This window comes from Flavobacterium sp. JAS, from assembly GCF_020991455.1.
In the GTDB taxonomy this organism is placed as follows: domain Bacteria; phylum Bacteroidota; class Bacteroidia; order Flavobacteriales; family Flavobacteriaceae; genus Flavobacterium.
In genome coordinates, this window is sequence record NZ_JAJMOX010000003.1 from 429,233 (window position 1) to 455,615 (window position 26,383).

General features: G+C 34.0%; 20 protein-coding genes and 1 pseudogene. 12 read left to right on the forward strand and 9 right to left on the reverse strand.

Translation table 11 applies throughout. The features are described 5' to 3' along the window. Window positions 1–23: 23 nt before the first annotated feature. The gene (locus LPB88_RS05895; RefSeq protein WP_230713454.1) at window positions 24–671 is read left to right on the forward strand and encodes a hypothetical protein; all 648 of its coding nucleotides are present in this window, start codon (window positions 24–26) and stop codon (window positions 669–671) included. 68 nt (window positions 672–739) lie between these two features. Here LPB88_RS05895 and LPB88_RS05900 read toward each other — a convergent pair whose 3' ends face one another. The 8 genes from LPB88_RS05900 to LPB88_RS05935 all read right to left on the reverse strand — a co-directional run bounded on the left by LPB88_RS05900 (window position 740) and on the right by LPB88_RS05935 (window position 6,982). Next, entirely contained in the window at window positions 740–1,204 is a 465-nt protein-coding gene (locus LPB88_RS05900; protein WP_230713456.1) for a CHRD domain-containing protein, read from the reverse strand. Between the two features lie 231 nt (window positions 1,205–1,435). Then, window positions 1,436–1,909 (reverse strand): 23S rRNA (pseudouridine(1915)-N(3))-methyltransferase RlmH, encoded by a 474-nt coding sequence (gene rlmH, locus LPB88_RS05905; protein WP_026982293.1) that lies wholly within the window; start codon window positions 1,907–1,909, stop codon window positions 1,436–1,438. A gap of 86 nt (window positions 1,910–1,995) precedes the next feature. Further along, entirely contained in the window at window positions 1,996–2,298 is a 303-nt protein-coding gene (locus LPB88_RS05910; RefSeq protein ID WP_230713458.1) for an antibiotic biosynthesis monooxygenase, read from the reverse strand. A 91-nt stretch (window positions 2,299–2,389) separates the two neighbouring features. After that, window positions 2,390–3,808: an adenosine deaminase gene (locus LPB88_RS05915; RefSeq protein ID WP_230713460.1), complete on the reverse strand. Its 1,419-nt coding sequence runs from the start codon at window positions 3,806–3,808 to the stop codon at window positions 2,390–2,392. A 212-nt stretch (window positions 3,809–4,020) separates the two neighbouring features. Next, a complete protein-coding gene (locus LPB88_RS05920) occupies window positions 4,021–4,305 on the reverse strand; it encodes a GNAT family N-acetyltransferase (protein WP_230713462.1) in 285 nt (94 codons plus the stop codon). Window positions 4,306–4,311: 6 nt separating this feature from the next. After that, window positions 4,312–4,707: an OsmC family protein gene (locus tag LPB88_RS05925; RefSeq protein ID WP_230713464.1), complete on the reverse strand. Its 396-nt coding sequence runs from the start codon at window positions 4,705–4,707 to the stop codon at window positions 4,312–4,314. Between the two features lie 3 nt (window positions 4,708–4,710). Beyond that, the gene (locus LPB88_RS05930; RefSeq protein ID WP_230713466.1) at window positions 4,711–5,592 is read right to left on the reverse strand and encodes a pirin family protein; all 882 of its coding nucleotides are present in this window, start codon (window positions 5,590–5,592) and stop codon (window positions 4,711–4,713) included. 289 nt (window positions 5,593–5,881) lie between these two features. Continuing rightward, window positions 5,882–6,982, reverse strand: a complete 1,101-nt coding sequence (locus tag LPB88_RS05935; protein ID WP_230713468.1) for a DNA alkylation repair protein — start codon at window positions 6,980–6,982, stop codon at window positions 5,882–5,884. Window positions 6,983–7,320: 338 nt separating this feature from the next. Between LPB88_RS05935 and nadC the strand changes: the two genes are divergently transcribed. The 5 genes from nadC (at window position 7,321) to priA (ending at window position 12,851) form a co-directional block, all read left to right on the forward strand. Further along, a complete protein-coding gene (nadC, locus tag LPB88_RS05940) occupies window positions 7,321–8,178 on the forward strand; it encodes a carboxylating nicotinate-nucleotide diphosphorylase (RefSeq protein ID WP_230713470.1) in 858 nt (285 codons plus the stop codon). A gap of 78 nt (window positions 8,179–8,256) precedes the next feature. Beyond that, window positions 8,257–9,180, forward strand: a complete 924-nt coding sequence (locus tag LPB88_RS05945) for a YihY/virulence factor BrkB family protein (RefSeq protein WP_230713472.1) — start codon at window positions 8,257–8,259, stop codon at window positions 9,178–9,180. A 1-nt stretch (window position 9,181) separates the two neighbouring features. Then, entirely contained in the window at window positions 9,182–9,613 is a 432-nt protein-coding gene (locus LPB88_RS05950; RefSeq protein ID WP_230713473.1) for a DUF2147 domain-containing protein, read from the forward strand. Between the two features lie 14 nt (window positions 9,614–9,627). Continuing rightward, window positions 9,628–10,374: a subclass B1 metallo-beta-lactamase gene (gene bla-B1-FLAV, locus LPB88_RS05955; RefSeq protein ID WP_230713475.1), complete on the forward strand. Its 747-nt coding sequence runs from the start codon at window positions 9,628–9,630 to the stop codon at window positions 10,372–10,374. A 26-nt stretch (window positions 10,375–10,400) separates the two neighbouring features. Next, on the forward strand, window positions 10,401–12,851 hold the full coding sequence (gene priA / locus LPB88_RS05960) for a primosomal protein N' (protein ID WP_230713478.1): 2,451 nt from the start codon (window positions 10,401–10,403) through the stop codon (window positions 12,849–12,851). 1 nt (window position 12,852) lies between these two features. Here the strand turns inward: priA and LPB88_RS05965 are convergent, their stop codons facing one another. Beyond that, window positions 12,853–13,551 carry a LytTR family DNA-binding domain-containing protein gene (locus LPB88_RS05965; protein WP_230713481.1) on the reverse strand — a complete coding sequence of 233 codons (699 nt, stop codon included), beginning with the start codon at window positions 13,549–13,551 and terminating at the stop codon, window positions 12,853–12,855. 178 nt (window positions 13,552–13,729) lie between these two features. Here LPB88_RS05965 and rpsF point away from each other — a divergent pair, with 178 nt between their 5' ends. The 6 genes and pseudogenes from rpsF to LPB88_RS05995 all read left to right on the forward strand — a co-directional run. Beyond that, window positions 13,730–14,071, forward strand: coding sequence for a 30S ribosomal protein S6 (gene rpsF, locus LPB88_RS05970; protein ID WP_007810575.1), 342 nt, complete (start codon window positions 13,730–13,732; stop codon window positions 14,069–14,071). A 5-nt stretch (window positions 14,072–14,076) separates the two neighbouring features. Further along, on the forward strand, window positions 14,077–14,373 hold the full coding sequence (rpsR, locus tag LPB88_RS05975) for a 30S ribosomal protein S18 (RefSeq protein WP_002987043.1): 297 nt from the start codon (window positions 14,077–14,079) through the stop codon (window positions 14,371–14,373). A 66-nt stretch (window positions 14,374–14,439) separates the two neighbouring features. Then, entirely contained in the window at window positions 14,440–14,880 is a 441-nt protein-coding gene (gene rplI / locus LPB88_RS05980; RefSeq protein WP_230713484.1) for a 50S ribosomal protein L9, read from the forward strand. A gap of 101 nt (window positions 14,881–14,981) precedes the next feature. Beyond that, the gene (locus LPB88_RS05985; RefSeq protein WP_230713486.1) at window positions 14,982–18,152 is read left to right on the forward strand and encodes a carboxypeptidase regulatory-like domain-containing protein; all 3,171 of its coding nucleotides are present in this window, start codon (window positions 14,982–14,984) and stop codon (window positions 18,150–18,152) included. 108 nt (window positions 18,153–18,260) lie between these two features. Next, window positions 18,261–18,734, forward strand: a complete 474-nt coding sequence (locus LPB88_RS05990) for a DUF6495 family protein (RefSeq protein WP_230713489.1) — start codon at window positions 18,261–18,263, stop codon at window positions 18,732–18,734. A gap of 1,250 nt (window positions 18,735–19,984) precedes the next feature. Beyond that, window positions 19,985–26,383: pseudogene (locus LPB88_RS05995) on the forward strand (hypothetical protein); the annotation flags it as partial.

The following is a 26,383-nucleotide window of genomic DNA, read 5'->3' on the forward strand; positions in this document are numbered from 1 at the left end:
TCCAGATTTATTCAATAATTAAAATGAAAAAAATAAACATGAAATACTTCAGCTTAATATTCATATTTCTTCTTTTTTCCTGCGAAGAAAAAAAAGACGTTCTACTTCCAAAAGCAAATGTTTCTATAGTGAAAGATGTACAAGATCATTCGCCAATTTATATCTTTTTTAAAACAGAAGGAAAAGATACAATTGCTGATGTAAACCGAAAAAACAGCATTATTTCAACCAATTGGATTTTTAATATAGACAAACGTTTACCGTTAAGATTGGTAATTCCGGAAGTAATGAAACTCCAGGAAAAAAAGCGAGCAGAAAAAGTCCATAAAAACGAAAAAGCTGAAAATTATTATTCTTACGCAGATTCGATCGGGAAGAATATGGCCTTTTTACCTTTCACGAAAGTGTATTATAAAACAGAAAAACCAACTCAAGGAACTTTTGTGTTTTATTTTAGAAAAGGAAAAGAACAAGTTTTGATGGGAAATAAGGAAATAAAAATATCAGAAATATTAAAATATTTTTATAGTATAAAATTCGAAAGAGTACCAGATCTAGTGTTTTTATTTGATAAGAACATGAGTTATGAAGAGTACATTCAAGATAAAATTTTACTGCAAAAATACGTTTCTCACAATCTTGATAAACTTCCAGTAGAATTTATTTACTAAAGACTGAAACAAAAAATAAATCCTTTCTGTATCATAATAATAGAAAGGATTTGTTTTTTAGGTTGGCTTTAATAGCCGCCTCCACCACCTCCGCCACCGCCGGAAGTTCCTGTTTTAATAAGTGTCCCACTTATTTCTCCACTAGGGAAGGCTACAGTATGTAAGTTTACATAATAGTGACCCGCCATAAGTTCTGTTATTTGAGCATCAGTTATTGTGAAATTTAAAACTATTGGAGAAGTAGTAACAACAGCATCAGGAAAAGGAAATAAAATTGTTCCGTCAGCCGCATGTATATGGCCGTGGTTAGGTGTGATTCCTGAATAGTTTACGGTAATATCAAATGTTTTGGCACTTTGATTAAGTTTAAGCGTTGCACTACCACTACCCGCTGAACCTGTACCTGCAACTGGGGTTAAGCTAGCTGAAAAGGTCACAATGACTGGCGTATTGTTATTGTCATCATTACTGGAGCAAGAAACTCCAATCAAAAGCAAAAGAAAAAGTACTGAAAATTTAAGCAGAGTTTTCATAATTATATATTTTTTAGGGTTAAAAAAAGGTTAAAAAAATATAATTATTAAATTTTATTATGATTTAATAAAAATATAACAAATTTAATGTTTTATTTTTATTTAAGTGGGGTTTTAGATGTAAAATGCTGTTTGTAAGGTGTCTAAGGTGTTTTTGGTGTGTTGTTGTAAAAGTTTGCTATAAAAAGGTTACTGCTATAATTGGACGAGAATATGATGTAGCACTTAATTTTATTGATGGTGATAAGGTTCATTCCTTAAAATCGTAAAGCCACGGTACAATTGCTCAATAAAAAACAAACGAACCATTTGATGCGAAAATGTCATTAGCGAAAGCGAAATTTTTCCTTGTGCTTTACTGTAAACAGTATCAGAGAATCCGTAAGGGCCGCCAATTACAAAAACAAGCGTTTTGATTCCAGAATTCATTTTCTTTTGTAATTCTTCAGAAAAACCAACGCTTGAGAAGTTTTTTCCGTTTTCATCCAGTAAAATCAATTGATCGGTTGGCGAAAGTTTTGACAAAATCAATTCCCCTTCTTTTTCCTTTTGCTGACTTTCAGATAAATTCTTGACGTTTTTGATATCCGGAATAATTTCCAAATCAAATTTGATATAAAACGACAAACGTTTGGTATAATCGTCAATTAAAGTCTGCAACGATTTATTATCGGTTTTGCCAATGGCGATAAGTTTGATATTCATTTTGGTGTTTTTTTTGCCACGAATTACACGAATGAGCACGAATTAAAAAACCTGTGTTAATCCGCTTAATCCGTAAAATCTGTGGGCTATTTTCTATTCTCAAAAACGGTTTCGAAATGTTCTACAACAGGAAAAGGTTCATAATAATGATGTAAAATCTTTTTCCATTCCAGATAAGCTTTAGAAGATCTAAAGCCTACAGTATGATCTTCAAGCGTGTTCCAATCCACTAATAAAAGATATTTGTTCTCGACTTCAAGACATTTCTCTAAACGATGTCCTAAATAACCATCAATAGACGAAATATACTGACTTGCTTTTGCAAAATCACTTTCAAATTGATTTGCAAAATCAGGTTTTACATATAGAAAGACCGCTTCCAGAATCATAAAATGAATTTTTTATCTGCTAAATCTGCTAAATCTGCGGGAAAAAATTATCTCTCGCAGATTTAGCAGATTTAGCAGATTTTATTTTTATTTAGTTTTTAGAAAAATTTGATTCAAAAGTTTTAAATCTTGCGTCTAAGTCTTTTAATAATTGCTTTTTAACTGATGCATCCTGAATAAAACTATAATTGATGCTGTTGTAAACGTATTGTTTTATCGTAGCATACGAAACATCAGGATATCTTTTGGCAAGCAAAACATATTGTTCTGTCATGTTTGTTCTTAAAATTCCGGCATCGTCAGTACTAATTACGATTGGCACATTAAATTCTTTGTAAAGTGTAAACGGATGTCTGTTTTCTTTTACTTTCAGAATGAATTCGTTACTTGTTAAGTTGATCTCAATCGGAATGTTGTTTTTTGCCATATAACGCAATAAATCGTATGAATTGGCTTCATAAGCGATATCAACTCCGTGTCCAATTCTGTTAGCACCGGCAACATAAATTGCATCGTTAATATGCCACGTTAAATCTTCTGGCTGAACCAATCCTAAAGTTAATTCTCCCGCATGAAGCGTATATTTCACATCAGGATATTTAGAATGACAGTATTTAAACATTAGCATGTGTAGCCAATAATCTTTCATAGAATTTTCACCATGTTCCGGAGAAACAATGTTCACACCTGCAACTAGTTTGCTATCGTTTGCCGAGATAAAGGCAATCGTCAGGTTTTTGAATAAATCAACCGGATCCATAAAACGAAGCACAAAATTTTGATAACGCATTGTGAATTTGTCGTCGTCAATTTTTAAGTCTTTATGCAGTTTTGCAATGAAATTAGTATTGAAGTCTGTAGCGTATTTTTTAGCATCTTTTTGCTGAATTGATTTATACAATTCGTCTAAAAGTTTCAGAACAGCTTTTTCGTCTTTTTGAGCTGCTGCCTGACGTAGTTTCGAATTGAAATCAGTTAAATCAGAAACGTTCATATCGCACGGAATCGTTGATAATTGTGTTTCGATATAACTTACGTTTTCAGCAATCGCACGTTTTTTTAATTCCAGCATGCCTTCGGAAAAATGACCTTTGATAGTAGGTTCGAATTTTTGAAAAGAGTCAAAAAACAAATCGTCAGAAGGAACCGAAACACCATTATAATCTTTAGCAGACCAGGTTTGCATTACTTGTTGTTCGTAGAAAGCTAGTTTGCCTTCATTTTTAAGTGAAGAAAATGTTTGCCAATTGCCAATTGCAGGTTTGGTTTTAGAGACTGCCATGGTTTCCAGATTCAAATAAAAATCCTCTGCAATTGCTCTTTCCAAAAGAGGTTCTGCATAAACTGATCCTGAAAAATGATGGTGTAAATCGCCGCCCTTTGGCATTTGTTGAAAGAAAGCTGTTAAGAGAGCTTCGTTATTTCTGTTTTTAGTTAAATAATTTTCAGCCGTTTGAGAAAAGCCGATTTGTGCTATGAAAATACAGAAAAGTGTAATTATCCTCGTCATACTCTAAGTTTAAATTACATGCAAATGTAATGGTTTTTGAGGAGATTTGAAAATTTGATTTTTCGATATATAGATTTAACCGCAAAGAACGCAAGGTTTTTTATCTGCAAGACTTAATACAAACGCAAAGTTCGCAAAGCTTTACCTAAAAACTTTGCGAACTTTGCGGTTAAAAAAACTTAGAAACTTAGCACCTCAGCACCTTAGTGCCTTTAAGAAAAAAGCACATCATGAATATCCGCAGTTTTATCAAAAACGCTTTTCGCAAAAGGACAAAGTGGAATAATTTTTATGTTATTAGCTCTTGCATAATCAACCGCAGCCATAACCAGTTTTTTACCAACACCTTTTCCGTTAAAACCTTCACTAACTTCAGTATGATCTATGATAAATTTTGAATCTCCGGCCCAGGTATAAGTCATTTTTCCGGCTTCTTTTCCGTCTTCTATAGCTTCAAAATAGCCTCTTCTTGTATCGTTTATTTGATTTATTTCCATGATGGGTTATATTAATGTGGTTTTAATTTCGATTGAATGCGTAAGTGTTTTATGAATTGGACAGCTATTTGCAATCGTTTCTAATCTTTGTCTTTGTGTTTCGTCGACTTCGCCAATTACTTCGATTTTTCGGATAAATACGGCTACATTTCGTTCCGAATCTCTTTCAAAATCAATTTTGACATTTATTTCAGAAACTTCCCATTGTTTGCGATTGATGTACATTCGCAAAGTAATTACGGTACAGGAAGCCAATGATGCCGCTAAAAGCTCTGTTGGATTTAATCCTAAATTCTTGCCTCCAATTTCCTGAGGTTCATCAGAAATTAAAATATTTCCGCTGGCAGATGTTATTTCTGTTCGATACAAGCGTGTATCAATTTGTGCTGATATAGTATTCATAATTTATTTGATTCGGGGTTCTGGTAAAGGCACAAATTCAGTTTCACCCGGAACTTTAGGGAAAGTTTGTTCTGTCCAGTCTTTTTTGGCTTTTTCGATGAGGCTTTTATCTGATGAAACGAAATTCCAAAAGATAAAATGCTCTTCAGGAAAAGGAGTTCCTCCAAAAATATAAACCGTACTGTTTTCTGCTAATTCAAACTCACATAAAGTGCTGTCGTTGGTAATCAAAATTTGTTTTGGATCGTAAACATGTTCGCCGCTTTTAATGCTTCCTTCTAAAATATACAATCCGCTTTCGCCGAATAAATCTTTTCCGATATTGATCTTTTTGGCTTCGGTACTCTTGATTTCAATAAAATATAACGGACTATAAACCGGAACTGGTGATTTTTTGCCAAAAGCTTCTCCGGCAATTAATTTATACGAAACTCCGTCTTCTTCCCAAGCTGGAATATCATCGGCTTCAACATGAGCAAAATTAGGATCCATTTGTTCCAATTCTTTTGGTAACGCGACCCAAATTTGCAAACCGTGAAGCATTTTATCAGTATGTCTTAAATACTCCGGCGTTCTTTCAGAGTGTACGATTCCTTTTCCAGAGGTCATCCAGTTTACGGCGCCTGGTTTTATTTCTAATTCGGTTCCTAAACTATCGCGGTGCATGATGCTTCCTTCAAACAAAAAAGTAAGTGTAGAAAGGCCAATGTGCGGATGCGGAGGAACATCCATATTTTCATGATCACTTAAATGTGCCGGTCCCATGTGATCGATAAATACAAATGGTCCAACGGCTCTTTTTTCGCGGAAAGGCAATAATCTGCCTACCATAAAGTTGCCAATATTGGCAGCACGTTCTTCGATAATTAAACTGATATTTGACATGTTCTTCGTTTTAGTTGAAAGCAAAATTACAGTTGTAGTCACAATCTGTAACTTAATTTAGATTAAGAAAAGTTGTTTTTTGTATTATTTATAAAAGTAAGGAAAATAGCTAGTTGTCCAAATTCATTTTTTATAATATTTCGGTTTTTTGTCATTTCGACGAAGGAGAAATCCTCGCAAGTAACTCCGCAACGAAAATCCAATCTTTATAGAGCTTCTCGCGAGGATTTCTCCTTCGTCGAAATGACAAACAGGGCGGTTAACTCCCTAATGATTATAAAACTTGTTGTTATTCAATCAACTCAAACTTTAAAGTCTCACTTTCAGTTCCATTAATTATAATAGACAATTGATGCAATCCTGTATGAAAAACTCGGGTTGTGATGATCTTAAAAGATTGGTTTCTTTCTACCTTGATTGATTGATTTGGCTGATAGATTTTTTCACTGATTTTAAATACCTTTTTAGCCAAATGTCCTTTTGATTTCTTATAATGAACGGCGTATTCTAAACGAACGGTTTTGGCTTCGTTATTTTTATTGTTTAAGTGAAATTGAAACTGCAAATAATCTCCAATTTTTACGATTGGTGTTTTGATTTCGAAAGAAGAAAGCTCAATGTTAGTGCTTTCTAAACCATAATGGCTCAGAATTTCAGGATGTCCTTGCTTAAGTAAAGTGCGACAACCGTGTTTAATAATTGCGTCGGTTTCTTTGCTGATTACGCGCCATTTTTGTGCAATTTCCAGAACTATTTCGGGATTGTCTTTTACGATATCATTTAGGTTATTGGCGACACTTCGGCGCACATATTCTGATGGATCATTTTTTAGATTTTCTAAAATAGGTAAAATAGAAGTTGGATCTTTCTTTAAGTACGGAATCGCCATTGCCCACGGTAATCTCGGACGGCTTCCTTCGCTTGCCAATCTTCGTACATGATGGTTTTCATGCAACGACCATTTTGTCATTTCTTCGATCATTTTTTCTTTATATTTTAAAATGAAAGGACGAACAGCAAATTCGCAACTAATAAATTGTGTAATAGAAACAAAGGCTTTCGCCGAAGTTTTAAAATCATCTAAGCCATACATTTCGATATAATCGGCAAAGAAAATAAAGGCAAGATTTCCATCGGTGAAATTGTTTTTCTTGAGATTTTCAATGATTTTGTTAATTAATAAAACGGCTTCAGGGAAATTTTGAGGCATGAACTGATGCAAAACTACTGTAGTGTGTTTCATACGATCTTTCCATTCTTTTTGGGCAAAATCGCCTTTGTAAATGGCTTCGATAAATTTTTGTTTGTCGAATGTTGGATGTACTTCGGCGACAGCCTGACCAAATTTTTCGTAAAAAGTAACCGAGTAAATATCTTTAATTAATCCCATGATTTTGTTTGAATGAACATCAAAGATATTTAATGTTTTGAATTAAAGTTGTAGATTTTGATTGAAAAATTAAACACATAGAAACATAGAATTAAAATTGAAAAATTGAGGTTTTTTGAAAAAATATAGAATTTATCACATAGCGTCATTATGAATTTATGAAAGAGAAACGTCTTTTTAATACATTCAAAAACTATGTTTCTATGTGTTAGAGAATTTTAATACTTTTCTGCCTAATATTTTCAGATATTTTGATGTTTAAATTTTTTTGGCAGAGGTTTAACTTTCAAATCCCCAAAATATGTCCTACTTTAGCATCTTATAAAATTTAAGAAAAAATGATTAGCGAAGTACAATTTCAAGCCGAATTACAATTATTGATTAGTAATGCAATTCGAGAAGATGTAGGCACGGGAGATTATAGTTCATTGGCGTGTATTCCTGATACGGCGCATGGTCAAGCTAAATTATTGGTAAAAGATCAGGGAATTATTGCTGGTGTTGCGCTTGCAAAAATGATTTTTGAATATGTAGATCCAAAATTAAAAATCAAGACTTTTATTGACGATGGAACGCATGTAGAATATGGGGATGTGGTTTTTGAGGTTTCAGGAAGCTCACAATCGATTTTAAAGTCTGAAAGAGTGGTTTTGAACACCATGCAGCGTATGTCGGCAATTGCTACAAAGACCGCTCAATGTGTGCAGCTTTTAGACGGAACAGGAACTAAAATTTTAGATACTCGTAAAACAACTCCAAACTTTAGAGCTGCGGAAAAATGGGCTGTAAAGATTGGCGGAGGCGAAAATCACCGTTATGCACTTTATGATATGGTGATGCTTAAAGACAATCATATCGATTTTGCAGGCGGAATTACTTTGGCAATAAAGAAAACCAAGGATTATTTGAAAGCTAATAATCTTGATTTGAAAATTATTGTTGAGGCCCGAAATTTAGATGAAATCCGTGAAATTCTTTTGAGTGATGGCGTTCATAGAATCCTGATCGATAACTTTAATTATGAGGATACTAAAACAGCAGTTCAGTTAATTGGTAAAAAATGTCAAACAGAATCTTCTGGAAATATCAACGAAAAAACGATTCGCGAATATGCTTTATGCGGCGTAAATTATATTTCGTCAGGAGCATTGACGCATTCAATTTACAATATGGATTTGAGTTTGAAGGCTTTTTAGGAAGAAATTATGAGTTGTGAGTTATGAATTATGAGTTTAAAATAATCTAAAATCTTAACTCTAAAATCTAAAATATATATGTATAAAGAAATAGAAGATCGGGTTGAGAAAGTTCCTGTGGTGCGTTCTATAGCCCGGTTTTTAAAAAAAATAAAGTTGCCTTGGCTAGAAGGTTTTTCGTTGTACGATTTGCTCGAAATGTATACTATTGGTATCGTCGAAGGCGCATTTTCGTATCATGCGAGTGCGGTTTCTTTTAGTTTTTTTATGGCTTTGTTTCCTTTTGCACTGTTTATTTTAAACTTAATTCCGTTTATTCCGATTGAAGGATTTCAGCAGGATTTTTTGCAATTTGTACAGCAGGGTGTTCCGCCAAATACCTACGATGCAATTAGTAAAATTATTAGTGATATTTTAAACAATAGTCACTCGGGATTACTGTCTTCGGGATTTTTGCTTTCTATATTTTTGATGGCAAATGGTATTAACGGAATTTTGAGCGGCTTTGAATCTTCTAAACACGTTTTTGATAAACGTGGTTTTCTGAATCAGTATTTAGTGGCGTTGGCAATTTCACTTGTTATGACCATTATATTGTTTGTAACGGTGGCAACAATTGTCGTTTTTGAGGTGTTTATTCAAAAAACAATCATTCAGGATGTATTGAGTGATCGCATTCCGTTGATTATTTTAGGACGATATTTGTTTGTTGCTTTGATGATTTTGATAACATCTTCAATATTATTGCGTTATGGTACAAAGCAATACAATAAAGTGCCTTTTATAAGCATTGGATCTGTTTTTACGACCATCTTAATTGTTATATCTTCGTTCTTTTTTGGGATTTGGGTTATAAAATTCTCAAAATATAATGAACTTTATGGTTCAATTGGTACATTATTAATTCTAATGTTTTATATTTGGATAAACTGTATGATTCTGCTTTTGGGGTTTGAATTGAATGCCTCTATCAGAAAATTAAAACAAAAAAAAAATAAATAATATGAAAAATTGGATGTTAGCAATTGGTATTTTCTTTTTAACCTTAGGTACAATTCAAGGCCAAAGTGTTATTGGAAAATGGAAAACAATTGATGATGAAACAGGTGAAGCAAAGTCAGTTGTGGAGATTTACGAGAAATCAGGAAAGCTTTATGGTAAAGTCGTAGAAATACTTCGTGCCGATCATAAAAAAGATGTTTGTGTTAAATGTGATGGTGCGGATAAAAACAAGCCAATTTTAGGTCTGGTAATCATTAACGGACTTAAAAAGGATGGTTCTGAATACAGTGGAGGAACAATTTTAGACCCTCAAAATGGTAAAAAATACAAATGCTATATTGCATTAGAGTCTGCAGATAAACTTAAACTTCGCGGTTATGTTGGGATTTCTATTATGGGAAGAACTCAATATTGGAGCAGAGTAAAAAATTAATTACATAAATAAAAATGCGAAAATTAGCATCGATAATTTTATTTCTGACAATACTATCCAATAGTTTTGCTCAGTCTAAGAATTCGCCATTACAAATAAGTCATCTAACAGGTGACTTTTATGTTTATAAAACGTTTCATGATTATAAAGGAACATTGATTTCGGCAAATGCCATGTATCTGGTTACAGATAAAGGCGTTGTGTTGTTTGATGCTCCGTGGGATACAACACAATTTCAGCCTTTACTAGATAGTATAAAAGCAAGACATCATAAAGAAGTTGTGATGTGTTTTGCAACGCATTCTCATGAAGACAGGGCAGGAGGTTTGGAATTTTACGGTAAAAAAGGAATTAAAACGTATACCATAAAATTGACGGATCAGATTCTTGAAAAGAATAACGAAAAAAGAGCTCAATTTGTGATCCCGAATGATACTACATTTACGGTAGGGCAGCATACTTTTGAGGTTTACTATCCAGGAAAAGGTCATGCTCCGGATAATATTGTAGTTTGGTTTAATAAAGAAAAAGTACTTTACGGAGGTTGTTTTATCAAAAGTACCGAAGCGAAAGATTTGGGATATTTGGGTGATGCCGATGTGAAAGAATGGGAGAAATCAATAGGAAAAGTGCAATCAAAATTTAAAAATCCCAAATATATTATTACGGGTCACGATGATTTTAAAGACTTAGCGTCTTTAAAATATACTCTGAAAATGGCTCAGGAATATAATGCGGCAAAAGTTTCAGATAAAAAATAATCTTTCAAAACCTATAAAATATTTCCATGTTTTTTGTCGAAGTCGTTTTACCGCTTTCTTTAGCCAAAACCTTTACTTATCGTATTTCTGAGGCCGAATTTCATTTCATTAAAAAAGGAATGCGGGTTGCGGTACCTTTTGGTAAAAGTAAAATATATACGGCATTGGTGATTGATATACATCAAAATGAGCCGAACTTATATGACGCTAAAGAAATTCATCAAATACTAGACGAAAAACCTATTGCGACCGAAACCCAGATTAAACACTGGCTTTGGGTGGCGAATTATTATATGTGTGGTATTGGCGATGTGTATCGTGGTGCTTTCCCAACAGGGTTATTATTAGAAAGTGAAACTACAATTTCGCTTAAAGCGGAAATCGTAGTAAATGATTCTGAACTTTCTGATGATGAATTCCTGATTTATGAAGCATTACATCATCAAAGCTCGCTTAAAATTCAAGAGATTATTTCGATATTAAATAAGAAAAATATTCTTCCGACTCTTCAAAAAATGATGGCTAAAGATATCATTGTTTTAGAAGAAGAAATTAAGGAAAGTTATAAACCTAAATTGGTTAGGTATGTAAAATTGCATGCGAAGTACGAATCGGATAATGGCCTTGGAGAATTGTTAGAAGTTCTGAAAAGTGCTAATAAACAGAAGGAAATTGTTTTAGCTTATTTTCAAATCATGGCTTCTGAGAAGAAACCTATCACGGTAAAGAAATTAGTTGAGGTTTCGGGTTCAGCTTCTGCGACTGTAAAAGCTTTGATTGACAAGGAAATCTTTGAAGAGTATCTTTTGCAGCACGATCGTGTTTCTTTTACGGGTGAAACTTCAGATAAACAATTGTTGTTAAGTGAGCCTCAGGAAAATGCTTTTATTGCAATTAAGAATAGTCTTTTAGAAAAAGAAGTTTGTTTGCTTCATGGTGTTACATCAAGCGGAAAAACAGAAATTTATATAAAATTAATTGAAGAATATTTAGCTACAGGAAAACAGGTTTTATACTTGTTGCCCGAAATTGCTTTAACAACACAATTAGTTTCTCGTTTGCGACTTCATTTTGGTGATAAAGTAGCTGTTTTTCATTCTAAATACAGTAATAACGAAAGAGTAGAAGTTTGGAAACAAACGCTTGAAAATTCAGAAAAGGCTCAGATTGTAATAGGAGCGAGGTCGGCTTTGTTTTTGCCTTTTAATGATTTAGGATTGTTGATTGTTGATGAAGAGCACGAACAGACTTTTAAACAAACAGATCCTGCGCCTCGTTATCATGCTCGTGACGCTGCAATTGTTTTGGCAAACTTTCATAATGCTAAAGTGCTTTTAGGTTCTGCAACACCAAGTATTGAAACGTATTTTAATACGCAAACGGATAAATACGGTTTAGTAACACTTACGGAGCGTTATAATAATGTTCGAATGCCTGAAATTCTTTTAGTCGATTTGAAAGACAAGCATTTCAGAAAACGAATGACGGGGCATTTTAGCGATCTTTTAATAGAAGAAATTGCTGAAGCTTTGTCTTTAGGTGAACAAGTGATTTTATTTCAAAACAGACGTGGATATTCGCCAATAATCGAATGTATGACTTGTGGACACGTGCCGCATTGTCAACAATGCGATGTGAGTTTGACTTTTCATAAACATAAAAATCAATTGCGTTGCCATTATTGCGGGTATTCGATTGCAAAACCTACGCATTGTCATAGTTGTTCGAGCATTGATTTGACTACAAAAGGTTTTGGAACGGAACAAATCGAGCAAGAATTAGTGTCTCTTTTTCCGAAAGCAAAAACCGGAAGAATGGATCAGGATACCACTCGTGGAAAATACGGTTTTGAGAAAATAATAGATTCTTTTAAAAACCGTGAAATAGATATTTTGGTCGGGACACAAATGCTGGCCAAAGGTTTGGATTTTGATAATGTAAGTTTGGTTGGAATAATGAATGCAGATAATATGCTGCATCATCCTGATTTTAGAGCTTTTGAACGCAGTTTTCAAATGATGACGCAAGTTGCGGGAAGAGCTGGAAGATCTGAAAAACAAGGAAAAGTTGTGATTCAGACTTATAATCCAAATCACAATACAATTCAGCAAGTTACAACCCATAATTATATAGGTATGTATAAGGAGCAATTATACGACCGACAAATTTATAAATACCCGCCTTATTTCAGAATTATAAAACTGACATTGAAACACCGCGAATTTGAAAAATTAAAAGAAGGTTCGATGTGGTTGTATCAGGTTTTAAGTCAGAACCTGAACATGCCTGTTTTAGGACCTGAAGAACCAGCGATAAGCAGAATTAGAAATGAATACATCAGAACGATTCTGATAAAGATTCCGAACAATCTACCTCTAGCAGGCACAAAAAAAACTATTCAGAAAATGTTGAATAGTTTTGAGGCTGTTGCGCAATACAGAGCTATAAAGGTAATTGGTAATGTCGATTTTTATTAAATTATGGCGACGTTGACAATGCTTTTACTAAATCTTCTTTTTTGTTTCGGCTAAGTGGAATTTTGGTAATACCAATTTCGGCAAATTTACTATTAAAGCGTTCTACCTTATCAATATTGATAATATAGGACTTGTGTACACGAATAAATTTGTCTTTTGACAGATCGTTTTCAAAAGATTTCATTGTTGAAAGTACCAAATTACTATCATCTTCAGTAACCACTCTTACATAATCTCCAAAAGCTTCAATCCATTTAATTTTTGCGGTGAAAATTTTAAGTTTTTTAAGATTACTCTTGATGAATATGTGTTCGCCTTCTTCTTCTTTTACTTCTTTTCTAAGCAGATGCATGTCTATTGCCCTTTTTACAGAAGCATTAAATCGATCGACTGCAATAGGTTTTTGCAGGTAATCTGTCGCATCATAGTCAAAGGCTTTTAAAGCATATTCGGCTTTAGAAGTGATAAATATAATTTGTGGTTTTGATTTTAATCCGTCAAGGAAGTCAAAACCGTTAATAACAGGCATTTCAATATCAAGGAATATTAGATCGATATTATTTAGAGAGATACAACTTTTTGCTTCTATTGCATTAGAAAAGTCCCCGATTAAGTGCAAACCTGGGTGATTATTAACTAATTTTGCAATAATTGTCCTCTGTATAGAACTATCATCTACAACAACACAGTTTAGTTTCATAACATTTAAAATTTAGAATAAATTCAGGATAGCAGTAGTAAATGTATTATTTTTTTGTAAAAAAAACTAGACTGAGCGTGTATTTTTTGCATTACGACGAATAAAAGTCAAAAAATGTTGTTTATTTAAATTTTATGGTTACTTTTGCACCCAATTTTAACAAATAAATATTGTATTTATGAATCATTATGAAACTGTTTTCATTTTAAATCCCGTTTTATCTGAGGTTCAGGTGAAGGAAACAGTAACGAAATTTGAAGAATTTCTTACTAGTAGAGGAGCTGAAATGGTATCGAAAGAGGATTGGGGTCTGAAAAAAATGGCTTACGAAATCCAAAACAAAAAAAGTGGTTTTTACCACTTATTCGAATTCAAAGTAGCTGGAGAAGTTCTAATTGCTTTTGAAACTGAATTTAGACGTGACGAAAGAGTTATGCGTTTCTTAACTGTAAGTTTAGACAAACATGCTATTTCATGGGCTGAAAGAAGAAGAGCCAAATTAAAATCTACTAAAGCTTAATTATTATGTCTACAATAGAGCAATCTGCAAAAGGAAAAAAAGACGGAGATATCAGATATTTAACGCCTTTAAACATTGAAACTAACAAAACTAAAAAGTATTGTCGTTTCAAAAAATCAGGAATCAAATATATCGATTATAAAGATGCTGATTTCTTATTGAAATTCGTTAATGAGCAAGGAAAAATTCTTCCTCGTCGTTTAACTGGAACTTCATTGAAATACCAAAGAAAAGTTTCTGTAGCTGTAAAAAGAGCTCGTCACTTAGCTTTAATGCCATACGTGGCCGATTTATTAAAATAATTTAAAAACTCTAGTCGCTGGTTTCTGTTATGCAGAACCTAACTTCTAAAATATAAGGACAACAACATGGAACTTATTTTAAAACAAGACGTACAAAACTTAGGATTTAAAGATGATGTAGTATCAGTTAAAGCTGGTTACGGTCGTAACTTTTTAATTCCTCAAGGATTCGCGCATTTAGCTACACCTTCTGCAAAGAAAGTTTTGGCTGAAAACCTAAAACAAAGAGCACACAAAGAAGCTAAAGTTGTTGCTGACGCAAAAGCATTAGCTGAATCTTTGAAAGCAATTGAAATTAAACTTTTTGCAAAAGCAGGTGGTGAAAAATTATTCGGTTCAATCACGAATATTGATATCGCTGAAGCTTTAGCTAAAGGTGGACAAGTAATTGATAGAAAATTCATCACTAGCGGTATCGTTAAACGTACTGGTAAATACACTGCAAATGTGCGTTTACACAGAGATGTTATCGTTGAATTAGCATACGAAATCGTTGCTGAAAAATAACATTTTGTTAACTTCTTGTTAATAAAATATAAAAACCACTCTTAAGAGTGGTTTTTTTTTGTCTAATTTTGAGTTTAACCAACTAACTCAAAATCAGTAAAATGAAAAAGATCTTTGCATTATTGTTATGTGTGTTCTCATTGGCCGTTGCTACTGGGCAAACCACGACTTCGAGTATTAAGGGGATTGTAAAGAGTTCATCAAATGAACTATTACCGGGTGCTAGTATTTTGGCAATTCATACCCCTACAGGAACTAAATATTCAGCTGTTTCCAATGAAGATGGAAGGTTCAGTATCTTGAATATGAGAATTGGAGGCCCTTATAAAATTACAGTAACTTTTGTGGGGTTTCAAAATCAGGAATATACTGATATCAATCTTGATTTGGGAAAACCTTTTAATCTGGCTGTTCAATTGGCTGATGAAAGTCAGGCTTTGGATGAGGTTAAAATTGTAGCTAAGGACAAGATTTTTAAAAGCGGAAAGACAGGAGCAGAAACTACAATTGGTAGAAGAGAACTAACTGCATTACCTACAATTTCAAGATCGGCTGAAGATTTTACCCGTTTAGAGCCAACTGCAAGCGGTGGTTCTTTTGGAGGAAGAAACGATCAGTATAATAATTACTCTTTGAACGGCGCAGTTTTTAATAATCCTTTTGGGTTAGATGCTGCAACTCCGGGAGGTCAAACAGGCGCTCAGCCAATTTCATTAGATGCAATCGAGCAAATTCAGGTTGCAACCGCTCCTTACGATGTTACATTATCTGGTTTTACTGGTGCTTCTGTAAACGCAGTTACAAAATCCGGAACAAATGAGTTTCACGGTACTGCTTATGCATTTTATAGAAATCAGGATTTGACCGGGGATAAAATTAAGGGAGAAAAAATATTCGTTCCAACATTAGAACAAACTCAGGCAGGTTTTAGTTTAGGCGCTCCAATTATTAAAGACAAATTATTTATTTTCGGAAATTTCGAAATTGACAGAAGAAGTGATTTGGGATCAAATTTTGTGGCTAATAACAACGATGGTGTTACCGGAATTAATGAATCCAGAGTTATGGAATCTGATTTAATTGCAGTTTCAGACGCTTTGGCAAAATTAGGATATAACACAGGAGCTTATCAGGGTTTTATTCATGAATCGAACTCAAATAAAGGAATTATTAAGGTAGATTGGAATATAAATGATAATCATAAACTGGCTGTTATTTATAATTTTCTGGATGCTTCAAAAGATAAAACAGCTCACCCAACTGCACTTGGTTTTAGAGGTCCAAATGCTTCGATTTTGCAATTTCAAAATTCAGGATATCAAATCAATAATAATTTAAGTTCATTTTTAGTTGAGTTGAATTCAAAATTCAGCGAAAGTGTTTCGAATAAATTACAGGCAGGATATTCTCATTTTAATGATTACAGAGTGCCATTTTCAGTTCCGGCTCCGGTAATTAATATTCAGGATGGTGCTGGTTCTAACTATATTATTGCGGGTCACGAGCCATTTTCGATCAATAATACTTTAGATCAAAAAGTAATTCAAATTACAGATAATTTGACTTACACAGTTGGTAAACATGCTTTTACTTTTGGATCTTCTTTTGAGAAATTCGGATTTAAAAACTCGTTTAACTTAGCTGGTTATGATAATTTTGGTAACCCGAATGGATATGCAGGAACTTTTTTTACTCCGTATTTCACAACACAAGACTTTTTAGATGATGCAGCTCAACCTTATGCTACAAGTATTATTGCGCAAAATCTTAAGTATGCACAAGACGTTTTTAATACTAAAAGTCAGTTTGAAGTTGGAACTGACGGCGGATGGAAACTGGCTGAATTAAACGTTGGTCAATTGGCGTTTTATGCTCAGGATGATTTTAGTGTAAATGATGATTTTAAATTATCTGTAGGGTTGAGAATTGATAAACCATTGTATTTTAATACTGCTGATTTGATTCAGAAATATATTGATACAGATAACGGTGGTTCAGGTCGCGATAATAATATTGATTATTATAATCCGCAAACAGGTCAGGCTGTTAAGTTGATTTCTACAGATTTGCCAAGTGACAGGATTCTTTGGTCACCTAGAGTCGGTTTTAACTGGGATGTAAATGGTGATGCAACTTCTCAGCTTCGTGGAGGATCTGGAATTTTTACAGGTAGAATTCCTTTTGTTTGGTTAGGAAATCAGGTTAGTGGAGCTGATGATAGCTTTTTGCAAATTATGGATCCGGATTATAAATGGCCTCAAGTGTGGAGAACAAGCTTAGGTTTTGATCATAGATTTAAGAGTAATTATATCCTGACACTTGATTTGTCTTATAATAAAGATATTAATGCGGTACAGGTTCAAAATTGGGGTTTAAAGCCTCCAACAGGAACATTGGCTGGTATCGATAACAGAGCAATTTATGTTGCAGCTGATCACGGTGCAAATAATGCTTATGTAATGACTAATTCGAATAAAGGAAGTGCTTTTAATGCAACGATTAAAGTGCAAAAAACTTTTGAAAATGGTTTGTATGCAAGTATTGCTTATAATTATTTAAAATCAAAAGATGTGAATTCTATTGAAGCTGAGATTACAGGTGATGCTTTTGCTTTTAATCCGGCATTAGGAAATGTGAACAATGCTGTTCTTTCAAATTCTAAATATGGAGATAATCATCGTTTTATTGGTGTAGCTTCTAAAAAATGGAAATACGGAAAGGATAAATGGGCAACGACCGTTTCAACCTTTCTTGAATATGCTCAGGGCGGACGTTTTAATTATACTTACGGAGGTGATATTAATGGAGACGGTTCTGCTGTAAATGATTTAATTTATATACCAACAACTGCAGAAATAGGTTTAATGAATTTTAGCGCACCAGGACAAGGTGAGGCGTTTGATAAATTTATTTCTCAGGATGATTATATGAAAAACCACAGAGGGCAATATGCGGATCGTTATGGTGCTATATCTCCATGGAGAGGAAGATGTGATCTTAAATTGATGCAGGATTATAATTTTAAGATTTCATCAGCATCTGAAAAAAAGAACACAATTCAGTTCAGTATTGATATTTTGAATTTTGGTAATTTAATAAATTCTGATTGGGGAGTTGTTCAGGTGCCAACAAGTGTTCAGCCAATTGGGGTGACTGTTGTGGGGAATACTCCAACATATACATTTAATAATACACAAACTAAAACTTTTAGTTACGATGCGAGTTTAACCTCGAGATGGCAGGCTCAATTTGGTATCAGATACATTTTTTAGTAAAGCAAAAAAAGTTATAAATTTGCCTTCGCATTTGCGAGGGCTTTTTTATGGATTATAAAATTTTATAAAAGCTCTTTTAAAGGTGTTTTAATACAAAAATAAACAATGAAATACGCAAGATTAACAAAAGAGCAATTTGATGAATTGCACGCAGAATTCGCTAGTTTTTTAGCTACTCAGGCAATTGATAAAACAGAGTGGGATTCTCTTAAATTAAATAAACCGGAAGTTGCTGAACAGGAGTTAGATGTTTTTTCAGATTTAATTTGGGAAGGTGTTTTATCAAGAGCTGAATATTTAGAGCATTTCTCTAAAAATCATATCTTTTTGTTTCAGTGTTTTGAGGAGCATGTTCAGTCGATAGTATTGAAATCATTGGTTCCGGAAACTGATTTTTTGACTAAAGATGGTTTACAGTGGCTGAGTGATAATATGTTTACGGAGAACATTGAAATGAAAGTTGGAAAAAAAGTATTTACAGAAGATAGAAATGTATCTATTTTTGAATTAATCCAACAGGGAGCATTTTTAAGCGACGGACAATTATTTACTCAAATTAATACTATTATTGAGTCTTAGTTTTGATTATAGAATGTTTTAAGAGGTAAATAATTGATATTTAATTATTTACCTCTTTTTTATTTTTTTAACTTTTGTTTATACTTTTTATTTTTTTTTCACCCGTATTTCTACGCTTTTTTTTTGGATTATTTAAAGAATCTTTATTTGTATTGAAAAATGCAGGTTTTAGTCTTTATTTAGGCACTTTTATTTCAATTTCAATCGATTGCCGTATTTAAAAAGTAGGATTTTACTTATTTTATTAGAAAATTATGAAAAAATTTGTTTTTTTTTGTGATAACCATAACATTCATTATTGCTTTAAAACTATTGGTTTTTATGATATTTTGAAGTTTTAAGGAGATCTTCGTCTTTCTTAAAATTGAAAAAATAAGAATTTTAGGCTTGTTTTGTAAGTTTGTTTTTTCTAATTTTAGAATAGAAAAGTTAAACAAAGTGATTTTGTCTACTTTTTCAAGAACAACTAAGATTAAGTTATTTGATTACTTTTTTTTTAAAATTAATTCAAATTGTAATTTTAGGTTTTGCCAGAATTTAAAGTTGAAAATTTTGCTAATAATTTAATTAGTTTGCTTATGGAATTGACAATTACTTTCTTCATCAAGTTTGCATTAGGTGTCCATATTTTTTTAGCTTTATTTTTTATTCTCCTGAATAAAATTAAGTTTATCCCCAAACTTGATCTTACTTCATTAGTAAGTTTATTTCATAACTTTTTTCATTATATTGATTTTTCATTTCCGAACCCCAGCCAGCGTTCGAGTTAATGAATAGTATTCCTGTGTTTATATTTCTGTAAATCCGAAATATTTTATACGAATGATAATGCATTCAATATTTAGAATTCTATTCTAAAATATAGATTGATTAATCAACTTTCTATAATTATTGAATCATACTATATATTTTTAATAGAATATCCCCAAAATTCTATCTAAACGTAAATTTTCTTTTGAAAATTAAACCTTCTGCAAATCATTCCTTTAGGAAGTCTGATTAAGATCAGTATTTCTCAAAAGTTTTGAGCTATTTTCTATTCAAACAGGATAGAAGATGTTCTTTAGTATGCTTCGGTATACTTAATTAATACAGCATAATTTTTTTAATGAAATTTAATTTATTGTCTTATTTAATAAGGCTTTACGTTTAGGGTTTAACTAATTGAGTTTTAACGTTTTTTGAATTGCTTAAGCATACGTGCTTATCGCAAGAGGTGTTTTATTGTCCATTTTCTAATCTTCCAAATTATGAAAAAAACATTTACTTTTTATGATCTCATTGTAAAGAAGAGATTATTTGGTTTGCTGTTTCTATTGCTTTTTTGCAATAAAAACTTTGCGCAAACTTTTTGTAGACCAGACTCACAGACTAATAGTACTGGTGGCCTTTTATGCTTAGGAATGAGTGTCACGAATCCAAATAATGCATTTGATTCAAGCATGACAACTTACGCAGCAATTACAAACACGCTTGGTTTGGCTTGTTTTGCACAAGAAACATTACATTTTAACCAGACTGCAAAAGCAGGAGACCAAATAGTAATATATTTTGGTGAAGGAAATGGATTGTTAGATGTTGGTTTATTATCAAATGCGACTATTCAGGCAAAAAACGGACCAGCTAATGTTGGTGGTTCGGTTGCGATGAATAATCCGTTGTTAAATCTTCAATTATTGTCTGGTGGTAATACTGCGGTAATCAAATACACATTGCCCGGAGATGCCAATCAGATACAAATTCAATCGGGAGGGCTTTTATCTTTATTAGTAAATTTAAGGATTTATGATGTACGATTGCAATTTGCAAAACCTACTATTACCGGAGGAGAGACACAGTCTATATGCTCTGGTCAATCTATTGCACTTACTGCAACTGCAGCTGCTGGAACAACACTTGCCTGGTATGATTCTCCAACATCTACCACGGCACTTTCGAACATTGGTACATTTACAACACCCACTTTAACAACTACAACTACTTATTATGTAAGTACTTCAAGAGTTGCGGGTTGCGAAAGCAGTGAGCGATTACCGGTAACTATAACTGTTATTGATCCTATATTACCAACTATTAGTAGTACTGGCACCGCGATTTGTTCTTCGGGACCAACTCAGGCAACTACATTATCGGTTGTAAATCCGGTACCTGGAACGACTTATTCCTGGTTTAACACGCCAACAAATGGTGTAGCATTGGCAACCGGAACGACTTATACCCCGACTGTACCAACTGGTGTTACTAATTTTTATGTTGAGGCTTCAATTGGGGCATGTAAAACAGCAACCAGAACTGCGGTTTCTGTTACCTCGACTCCGGTTCCTGCACTTGCCACGGTACTGACACAAAGTGTAACGATATTATCTGGACAAAATGCTACTTTAAATGCCTCAACACCTGAGGCTAATGTTGTTTTAGATTGGTATGATGTACCTACTGGAGGTATAAAATTACTGGGAAATTCTAATAGTTTTACTACTCCAATCTTAACGGCGACTAAAACATATTATGTTGAGTCACGCAATACTATTGGTGGCTGCGTTAGTGCTACGAGAGTGCCTGTGACTGTAACAGTTTTGCCTGTTGCATTAGGAGGATGTTTAGAAGCAAATAGTCAGCAAACAAGTCAAAACGGACTTTGCTTACTTTGCTCTTCTACAACACCAGACAATTCTGTGGATGGAAATAGTCTTACAGCTGCTCGACTTACACTTCCGGTAGGTTTATTAAACGGATGGATTCAACAAACATTACAATTTAATAATCCTGGAAAAACAGGTGATATTGTAGATGTAGAATTGGAATTGCCAGGAGGTATTGCTGATCTTTCGTTATTAGGAGCTGTTAGTTTGGCAACTTATAATGGCGCAACTTACAACAATGATAGAATTTCTGCGACTAATCCTTTGGTTACTTTACAGCTACTATCAGGAAATCGGTTTAGAGCTAGTATCGTTGCCGGTGCTAATTTTGATCGTGTCGAAATTAGACTAGGCGGTTTGGTAACTGCTTTAACAAATTTAGATATTTATCAGGCAACTTATAGATATAAAGCACCAACTATAACTGGTAACACTACGATTTGCGGTGGATTAACAACAACGTTAACAGCTAGTACTGCTTTAGGAGAAACTATAAAATGGTATGATGCTTTAACAGGAGGAAATTTGTTGGCTAGTACCGCAGCTTTTACAACTCCGGCGTTAACAACTAATACAACTTATTATGTAGAAGTTACTCGTAATGGTTGTGTAAACAGCGAAAGAAATCCTGTTGTAGTTACAGTAAATAATCCAATAGCACCAGCCTCAGTTGTTCCAACTCCGCTAAATTTATGTAGTGGAGAAACAACTACAATTGTGGTTCAAAATCCGGTTGTAGGCACGACCTATAATTGGTATGATGCGGCTTCTGGCGGAAATTTAGTATTTACAGGTACTAGTTATACAACACCAAGTTTAACTGCTTCTGTAACTTATCATGTTGAAGCTGTAATTGGAAGTTGTTTAAGCACAACACGTACACCTGTAAGTGTAAATGTTAGTCAACCACCTGCAGCACCTGTTCCTGTATCTTCAAGTGTAGTGATTCAGTCAGGTCAGAGTGTGATGTTGGCTGTAACAAATACTGCCGGGTTTCAGTATGACTGGTATGATGCTCCAACGGCAGGAAATCTTTTACAAGGTAATAGCAGTACGTATACACCTAGTCCGGCTTTGACAGCAAATACAACATTTTATGTTGAGGCGACAGATTCAGCAACAGGTTGTAAGAGTAGTACAAGAGCTGTAATTAATGTTATCGTAATTAGTGCAATTAGCAGTTGTTTACAACCCAATGCACAAGCAGTAACTGTCGATCCCGGCTTATTATGTGTTTTATGTAATTCTGCTAATGACGCTAACTCTGTTGACGGAAATGCAAATACATTTGCTTCTTTAACTATAACTGCGGGAGTACTTAATTCATACATACAACAACAACTAACTTTTCCTACACCTGGTGAAGCTGGAGATATTATAGATATCGAATTAGAATTACCTGGAGGTCTTGCTGATTTGGCATTATTGGGATCTGTTAGTATTGCAACTTATAATGGAGTTGTCTATAATAATGATAGACTTGCAATAAACAATAATCTATTGAATTTGCAGGTTTTGTCAGGAAATAAATTTAAAGTTAGTTTTCCAACATCTGCAGTATTTAATAAAGTTGAAATTAGATTAGGAGCACTAGTAGGTTTATTAACTACTTTGAATATTTATGGCGCTTCTTATAGATTTCCAAATGCAACAATAACAGGAGCGACGGCTCCAATTTGTTCTGGAGGAACTGCTACATTATCAGCATCTTCTACCGGAACGGAAACATTTGCATGGTACGACTCTCCAACAGGAGGAAGTATAGTAGCGGTTAATCCAACTCTTCCATTAGCTGGAACTACAACTTATTATTTAGAAGCTACGCGTGCTGGATGTATTAATAGTGTTCGTCAGCCTGTTACGATAAATGTATTAGATGTTCCAACGGATGCAAATATTACAATTGCAAGTCCTTTGACGGCTTCTTGTGTCGGAGGTATTGTATTGGCTCCAACATCAGCTTTAGCGGGAGCTACATTCAAATATTATACAGATCAAAATAAAACACTGGAGATTACAACTGGAACTATAGCGGGAGTAACCTATGTTAAAGATGGCACAACAGGAGCTCTGACAATTAGCGGACTTATTGCAGCTAACGCTCCTTATACTTATTATGTTTCGGTTCTTAACGGAGGAATCTGCGAGAATATAAACGGAACATTAAAAGAAGTTGTTGTAAACTATCCAGTAGGTTCGGCTTTGACCGTTACGCCAACTTTGATTGGTTGTGCTAAAGCAAATCTAAAAGATGCTATTACAAATTTTGATACATCAGGAAATACAACTTATACTTTCTTTGATCCTTCAAATAATCCAATAACTGAGCAAGCTGCGGCAAACATTACAGTTAATGGCAACTATTCAATTCAGGCCCAAACAACAGGTGTTGATTGTCCTTCGGTTAAGTTACCGGTAGCAGTTACAATTAATCCGTTGCCAACCTTAACGAATGTAACAAATTCTATAGCAGTTACAACAGGAACTTCAGTTGCATTATCTGCAACATCTAATGGAACAATTACCTGGTATGATCCTCAAGGTAATGTTTTACCAACAAATAATACAGGAATCCTTAATACTGTAGGTGTTTATACTTATACTGTAATAGCCAGTAGTGGAACTTGTACTACTAGCCAGACAGTTACCATTAGCGTTATTGATCCAGCGGCGTGTGATGCATTACTAGAAAGAGTATATGCTAATACACAATCATCAGGGTCAATTATAACTGGTGGAGTATCAAATGGACCTTTGGCTGTTGATGGTGATCCAAGTACATTCGCTACAATAACTACCGGTTTAGGACTTTTAGGTATAGGAACTACATGGCAAATTTTACAATGGCCAACAACTATTGCTAAAGGAACTCCTGTAACAGTAAAATTAGGCTTAGCCAATAGTGCAGTTGCAGTTGCGCAAAGTATTTCTGTAGTGGGTACTAAACGTGATGGCTCTAATAATCCTATTGATATTGGAACTTTACAATCAGCTTCAGGATCATTACTGAACTTATTGCCAGGTCAAAATTCATTCGAATTTACATTTGTTCCTTCTAATACTTCTGGACCTCAGGATTATGATGGTATTAGAGTGCAACTAGGATCTCTTCTTAGTCTTGCACAAAACATCAATGTTTATGACGCTCATTATAGTAAACAAGTAACTCAAATTGCTTGTGGAAAAGGTGATATAGAAGATATTTTCTACGGAGTAAGAGATTTAGGAGTAGGAGCATTAACAGCTACTGTTGGTGTTTCTAATGCCTGGAATGTTGCTGATGGAGATGTTGCGACTTATGCAACAATGTTTAGTGGAGTAGGTGTACTTGCTGCCGCTGAACTTACAGCAAAATTTAGAACACCATCTATGGTTGGTGATAGTTTAAGAATTACGATCTCAAAACCGGGAACAATTTTAAATCTTAATTTGCTTACTGGATTCACAATTCAGCTTTATTCAGGAAATATTCCTGTTGGTGGACCAATAGAAAACACAAGCAGCTTATTGACTTTAAAATTACTTTCAGGAGATACGATGGCAATGACAATCGTTGCACCTCAAACGGAGCCTTATGATAAAGTTGTAATTACTTTTGGAGGAGTTGCAAGTGTTTTAGATGAACTTAGAGTTCACACAATTGATCGTGTAACAAATACCAAAGTTATTGGAAGTGATCCTGATAATAAAGTCACGGTCTGCCCCGGAACAGATATTACGCTCACGGTTCCGCCAAAACCTTGTGCGAATTATGCCTGGTATGATTCTCCAACAGGAGGAAACCAAGTAGCCACTGGTCAAACTTATACACTTCCGGCTACATTAGCTCCTGGTACATATAAATATTATATTCAACCAATTCGTTATGGCTGTCCAGCCTTAGAAAGAGGTGAAGTTACTGTAGTTGTAAGAGCAACCACTCCTGCAAGTGCAATAGCAAATGTGACAATAAATGGAGGAAACAATACTATAATTTGTGCCGAAGATGGTAAAGTAACATTAGATGCAGTTTTAAATGCTTTACCAGTACTTACTAACCCAGTATATCACTGGTATAAATTTGACGGTACAACAAGTGTGGTAGTGGCTGGTGAAACAACTTCTAAATTAGTATTGACAGGATTAACTCCTGGAACTTATACTTATTATGTAGGAGTTAGTTCTGATGAGTTTTGTGAAACTATGGAAGCCGATAGAAAACAAGTAACATTCACAATTTTACCAACTTCACTTGAAACTGATATTGTGGTAGATAATGCTTCTATTTGTCATGATACAGATGCGGTATTGACACCAACAAGTACTTTGACCAATCCAGTATTCTTCTGGTATTTAGATGCTAATAAAACTCAGCCTATTTTTAGTGGAGTAATTGGAGGAGTAACTTATACCGTTAGTGGTACAGGAGTTTTAACAGCTTCAGGATTAACAACGGCTATGAGTCCTATTAGTTATTATGTAGCTGTTACAAGTGACAATACATGTCAGAATAAAAATGGCGAACTTAAAATAGTAACCGTAATTGTTAATGATCCTCCTACGCCAACGACGAATGATACAACGCAAGATTTCTGTTTAGTAAGTAATCCAACCGTTGCAAATCTTCAGGTAAATGAGGCAAATGTAATTTGGTACAATGTATCAACAGGAGGAACAGCGCTGGCAACAACAACTGCTTTGGCAAATGGTCCTTATTATGCGGCGATTTTAGATCCTGCTACAGGTTGCGAAAGTTCAGTTCGATTGTTAGTAACAGTAACCGTGACTGATCCGGGAACACCAGTAATTACCAACACAACACAGAATTTCTGTTTGGTAAATGCCCCAACATTTGCATCAATTGATGTAAGTCCAGCGACAAATATTGTTTGGTACAATGCTTTAACAGGAGGAAATTTAATTCCACCAGCAACAGTATTAACATCTGGAACCTATTATGCAGCAATAAAAGATCCAACAACGACTTGCGAAAGTAATGTAAGATTAGCAATTACTATTAATGTAACT

What these genes read in the sequence shown, in the direction of transcription:
- LPB88_RS05895 (WP_230713454.1), top strand. Translation starts at nt 24, where the DNA reads ATGAAAAAAATAAACATGAAATACTTCAGCTTAATATTCATATTTCTT.
- rplI (WP_230713484.1), top strand. Translation starts at nt 14,440, where the DNA reads ATGGAACTTATTTTAAAACAAGACGTACAAAACTTAGGATTTAAAGAT.
- LPB88_RS05915 (WP_230713460.1), bottom strand. Translation starts at nt 3,808, where the DNA reads ATGACGAGGATAATTACACTTTTCTGTATTTTCATAGCACAAATCGGC.
- LPB88_RS05930 (WP_230713466.1), bottom strand. Translation starts at nt 5,592, where the DNA reads ATGTCAAATATCAGTTTAATTATCGAAGAACGTGCTGCCAATATTGGC.
- LPB88_RS05985 (WP_230713486.1), top strand. Translation starts at nt 14,982, where the DNA reads ATGAAAAAGATCTTTGCATTATTGTTATGTGTGTTCTCATTGGCCGTT.
- LPB88_RS05925 (WP_230713464.1), bottom strand. Translation starts at nt 4,707, where the DNA reads ATGAATACTATATCAGCACAAATTGATACACGCTTGTATCGAACAGAA.
- bla-B1-FLAV (WP_230713475.1), top strand. Translation starts at nt 9,628, where the DNA reads ATGCGAAAATTAGCATCGATAATTTTATTTCTGACAATACTATCCAAT.
- LPB88_RS05950 (WP_230713473.1), top strand. Translation starts at nt 9,182, where the DNA reads ATGAAAAATTGGATGTTAGCAATTGGTATTTTCTTTTTAACCTTAGGT.
- LPB88_RS05920 (WP_230713462.1), bottom strand. Translation starts at nt 4,305, where the DNA reads ATGGAAATAAATCAAATAAACGATACAAGAAGAGGCTATTTTGAAGCT.
- rpsR (WP_002987043.1), top strand. Translation starts at nt 14,077, where the DNA reads ATGTCTACAATAGAGCAATCTGCAAAAGGAAAAAAAGACGGAGATATC.
- priA (WP_230713478.1), top strand. Translation starts at nt 10,401, where the DNA reads ATGTTTTTTGTCGAAGTCGTTTTACCGCTTTCTTTAGCCAAAACCTTT.
- LPB88_RS05910 (WP_230713458.1), bottom strand. Translation starts at nt 2,298, where the DNA reads ATGATTCTGGAAGCGGTCTTTCTATATGTAAAACCTGATTTTGCAAAT.
- rpsF (WP_007810575.1), top strand. Translation starts at nt 13,730, where the DNA reads ATGAATCATTATGAAACTGTTTTCATTTTAAATCCCGTTTTATCTGAG.
- LPB88_RS05900 (WP_230713456.1), bottom strand. Translation starts at nt 1,204, where the DNA reads ATGAAAACTCTGCTTAAATTTTCAGTACTTTTTCTTTTGCTTTTGATT.
- LPB88_RS05990 (WP_230713489.1), top strand. Translation starts at nt 18,261, where the DNA reads ATGAAATACGCAAGATTAACAAAAGAGCAATTTGATGAATTGCACGCA.
- nadC (WP_230713470.1), top strand. Translation starts at nt 7,321, where the DNA reads ATGATTAGCGAAGTACAATTTCAAGCCGAATTACAATTATTGATTAGT.
- LPB88_RS05965 (WP_230713481.1), bottom strand. Translation starts at nt 13,551, where the DNA reads ATGAAACTAAACTGTGTTGTTGTAGATGATAGTTCTATACAGAGGACA.
- LPB88_RS05945 (WP_230713472.1), top strand. Translation starts at nt 8,257, where the DNA reads ATGTATAAAGAAATAGAAGATCGGGTTGAGAAAGTTCCTGTGGTGCGT.
- rlmH (WP_026982293.1), bottom strand. Translation starts at nt 1,909, where the DNA reads ATGAATATCAAACTTATCGCCATTGGCAAAACCGATAATAAATCGTTG.
- LPB88_RS05935 (WP_230713468.1), bottom strand. Translation starts at nt 6,982, where the DNA reads ATGGGATTAATTAAAGATATTTACTCGGTTACTTTTTACGAAAAATTT.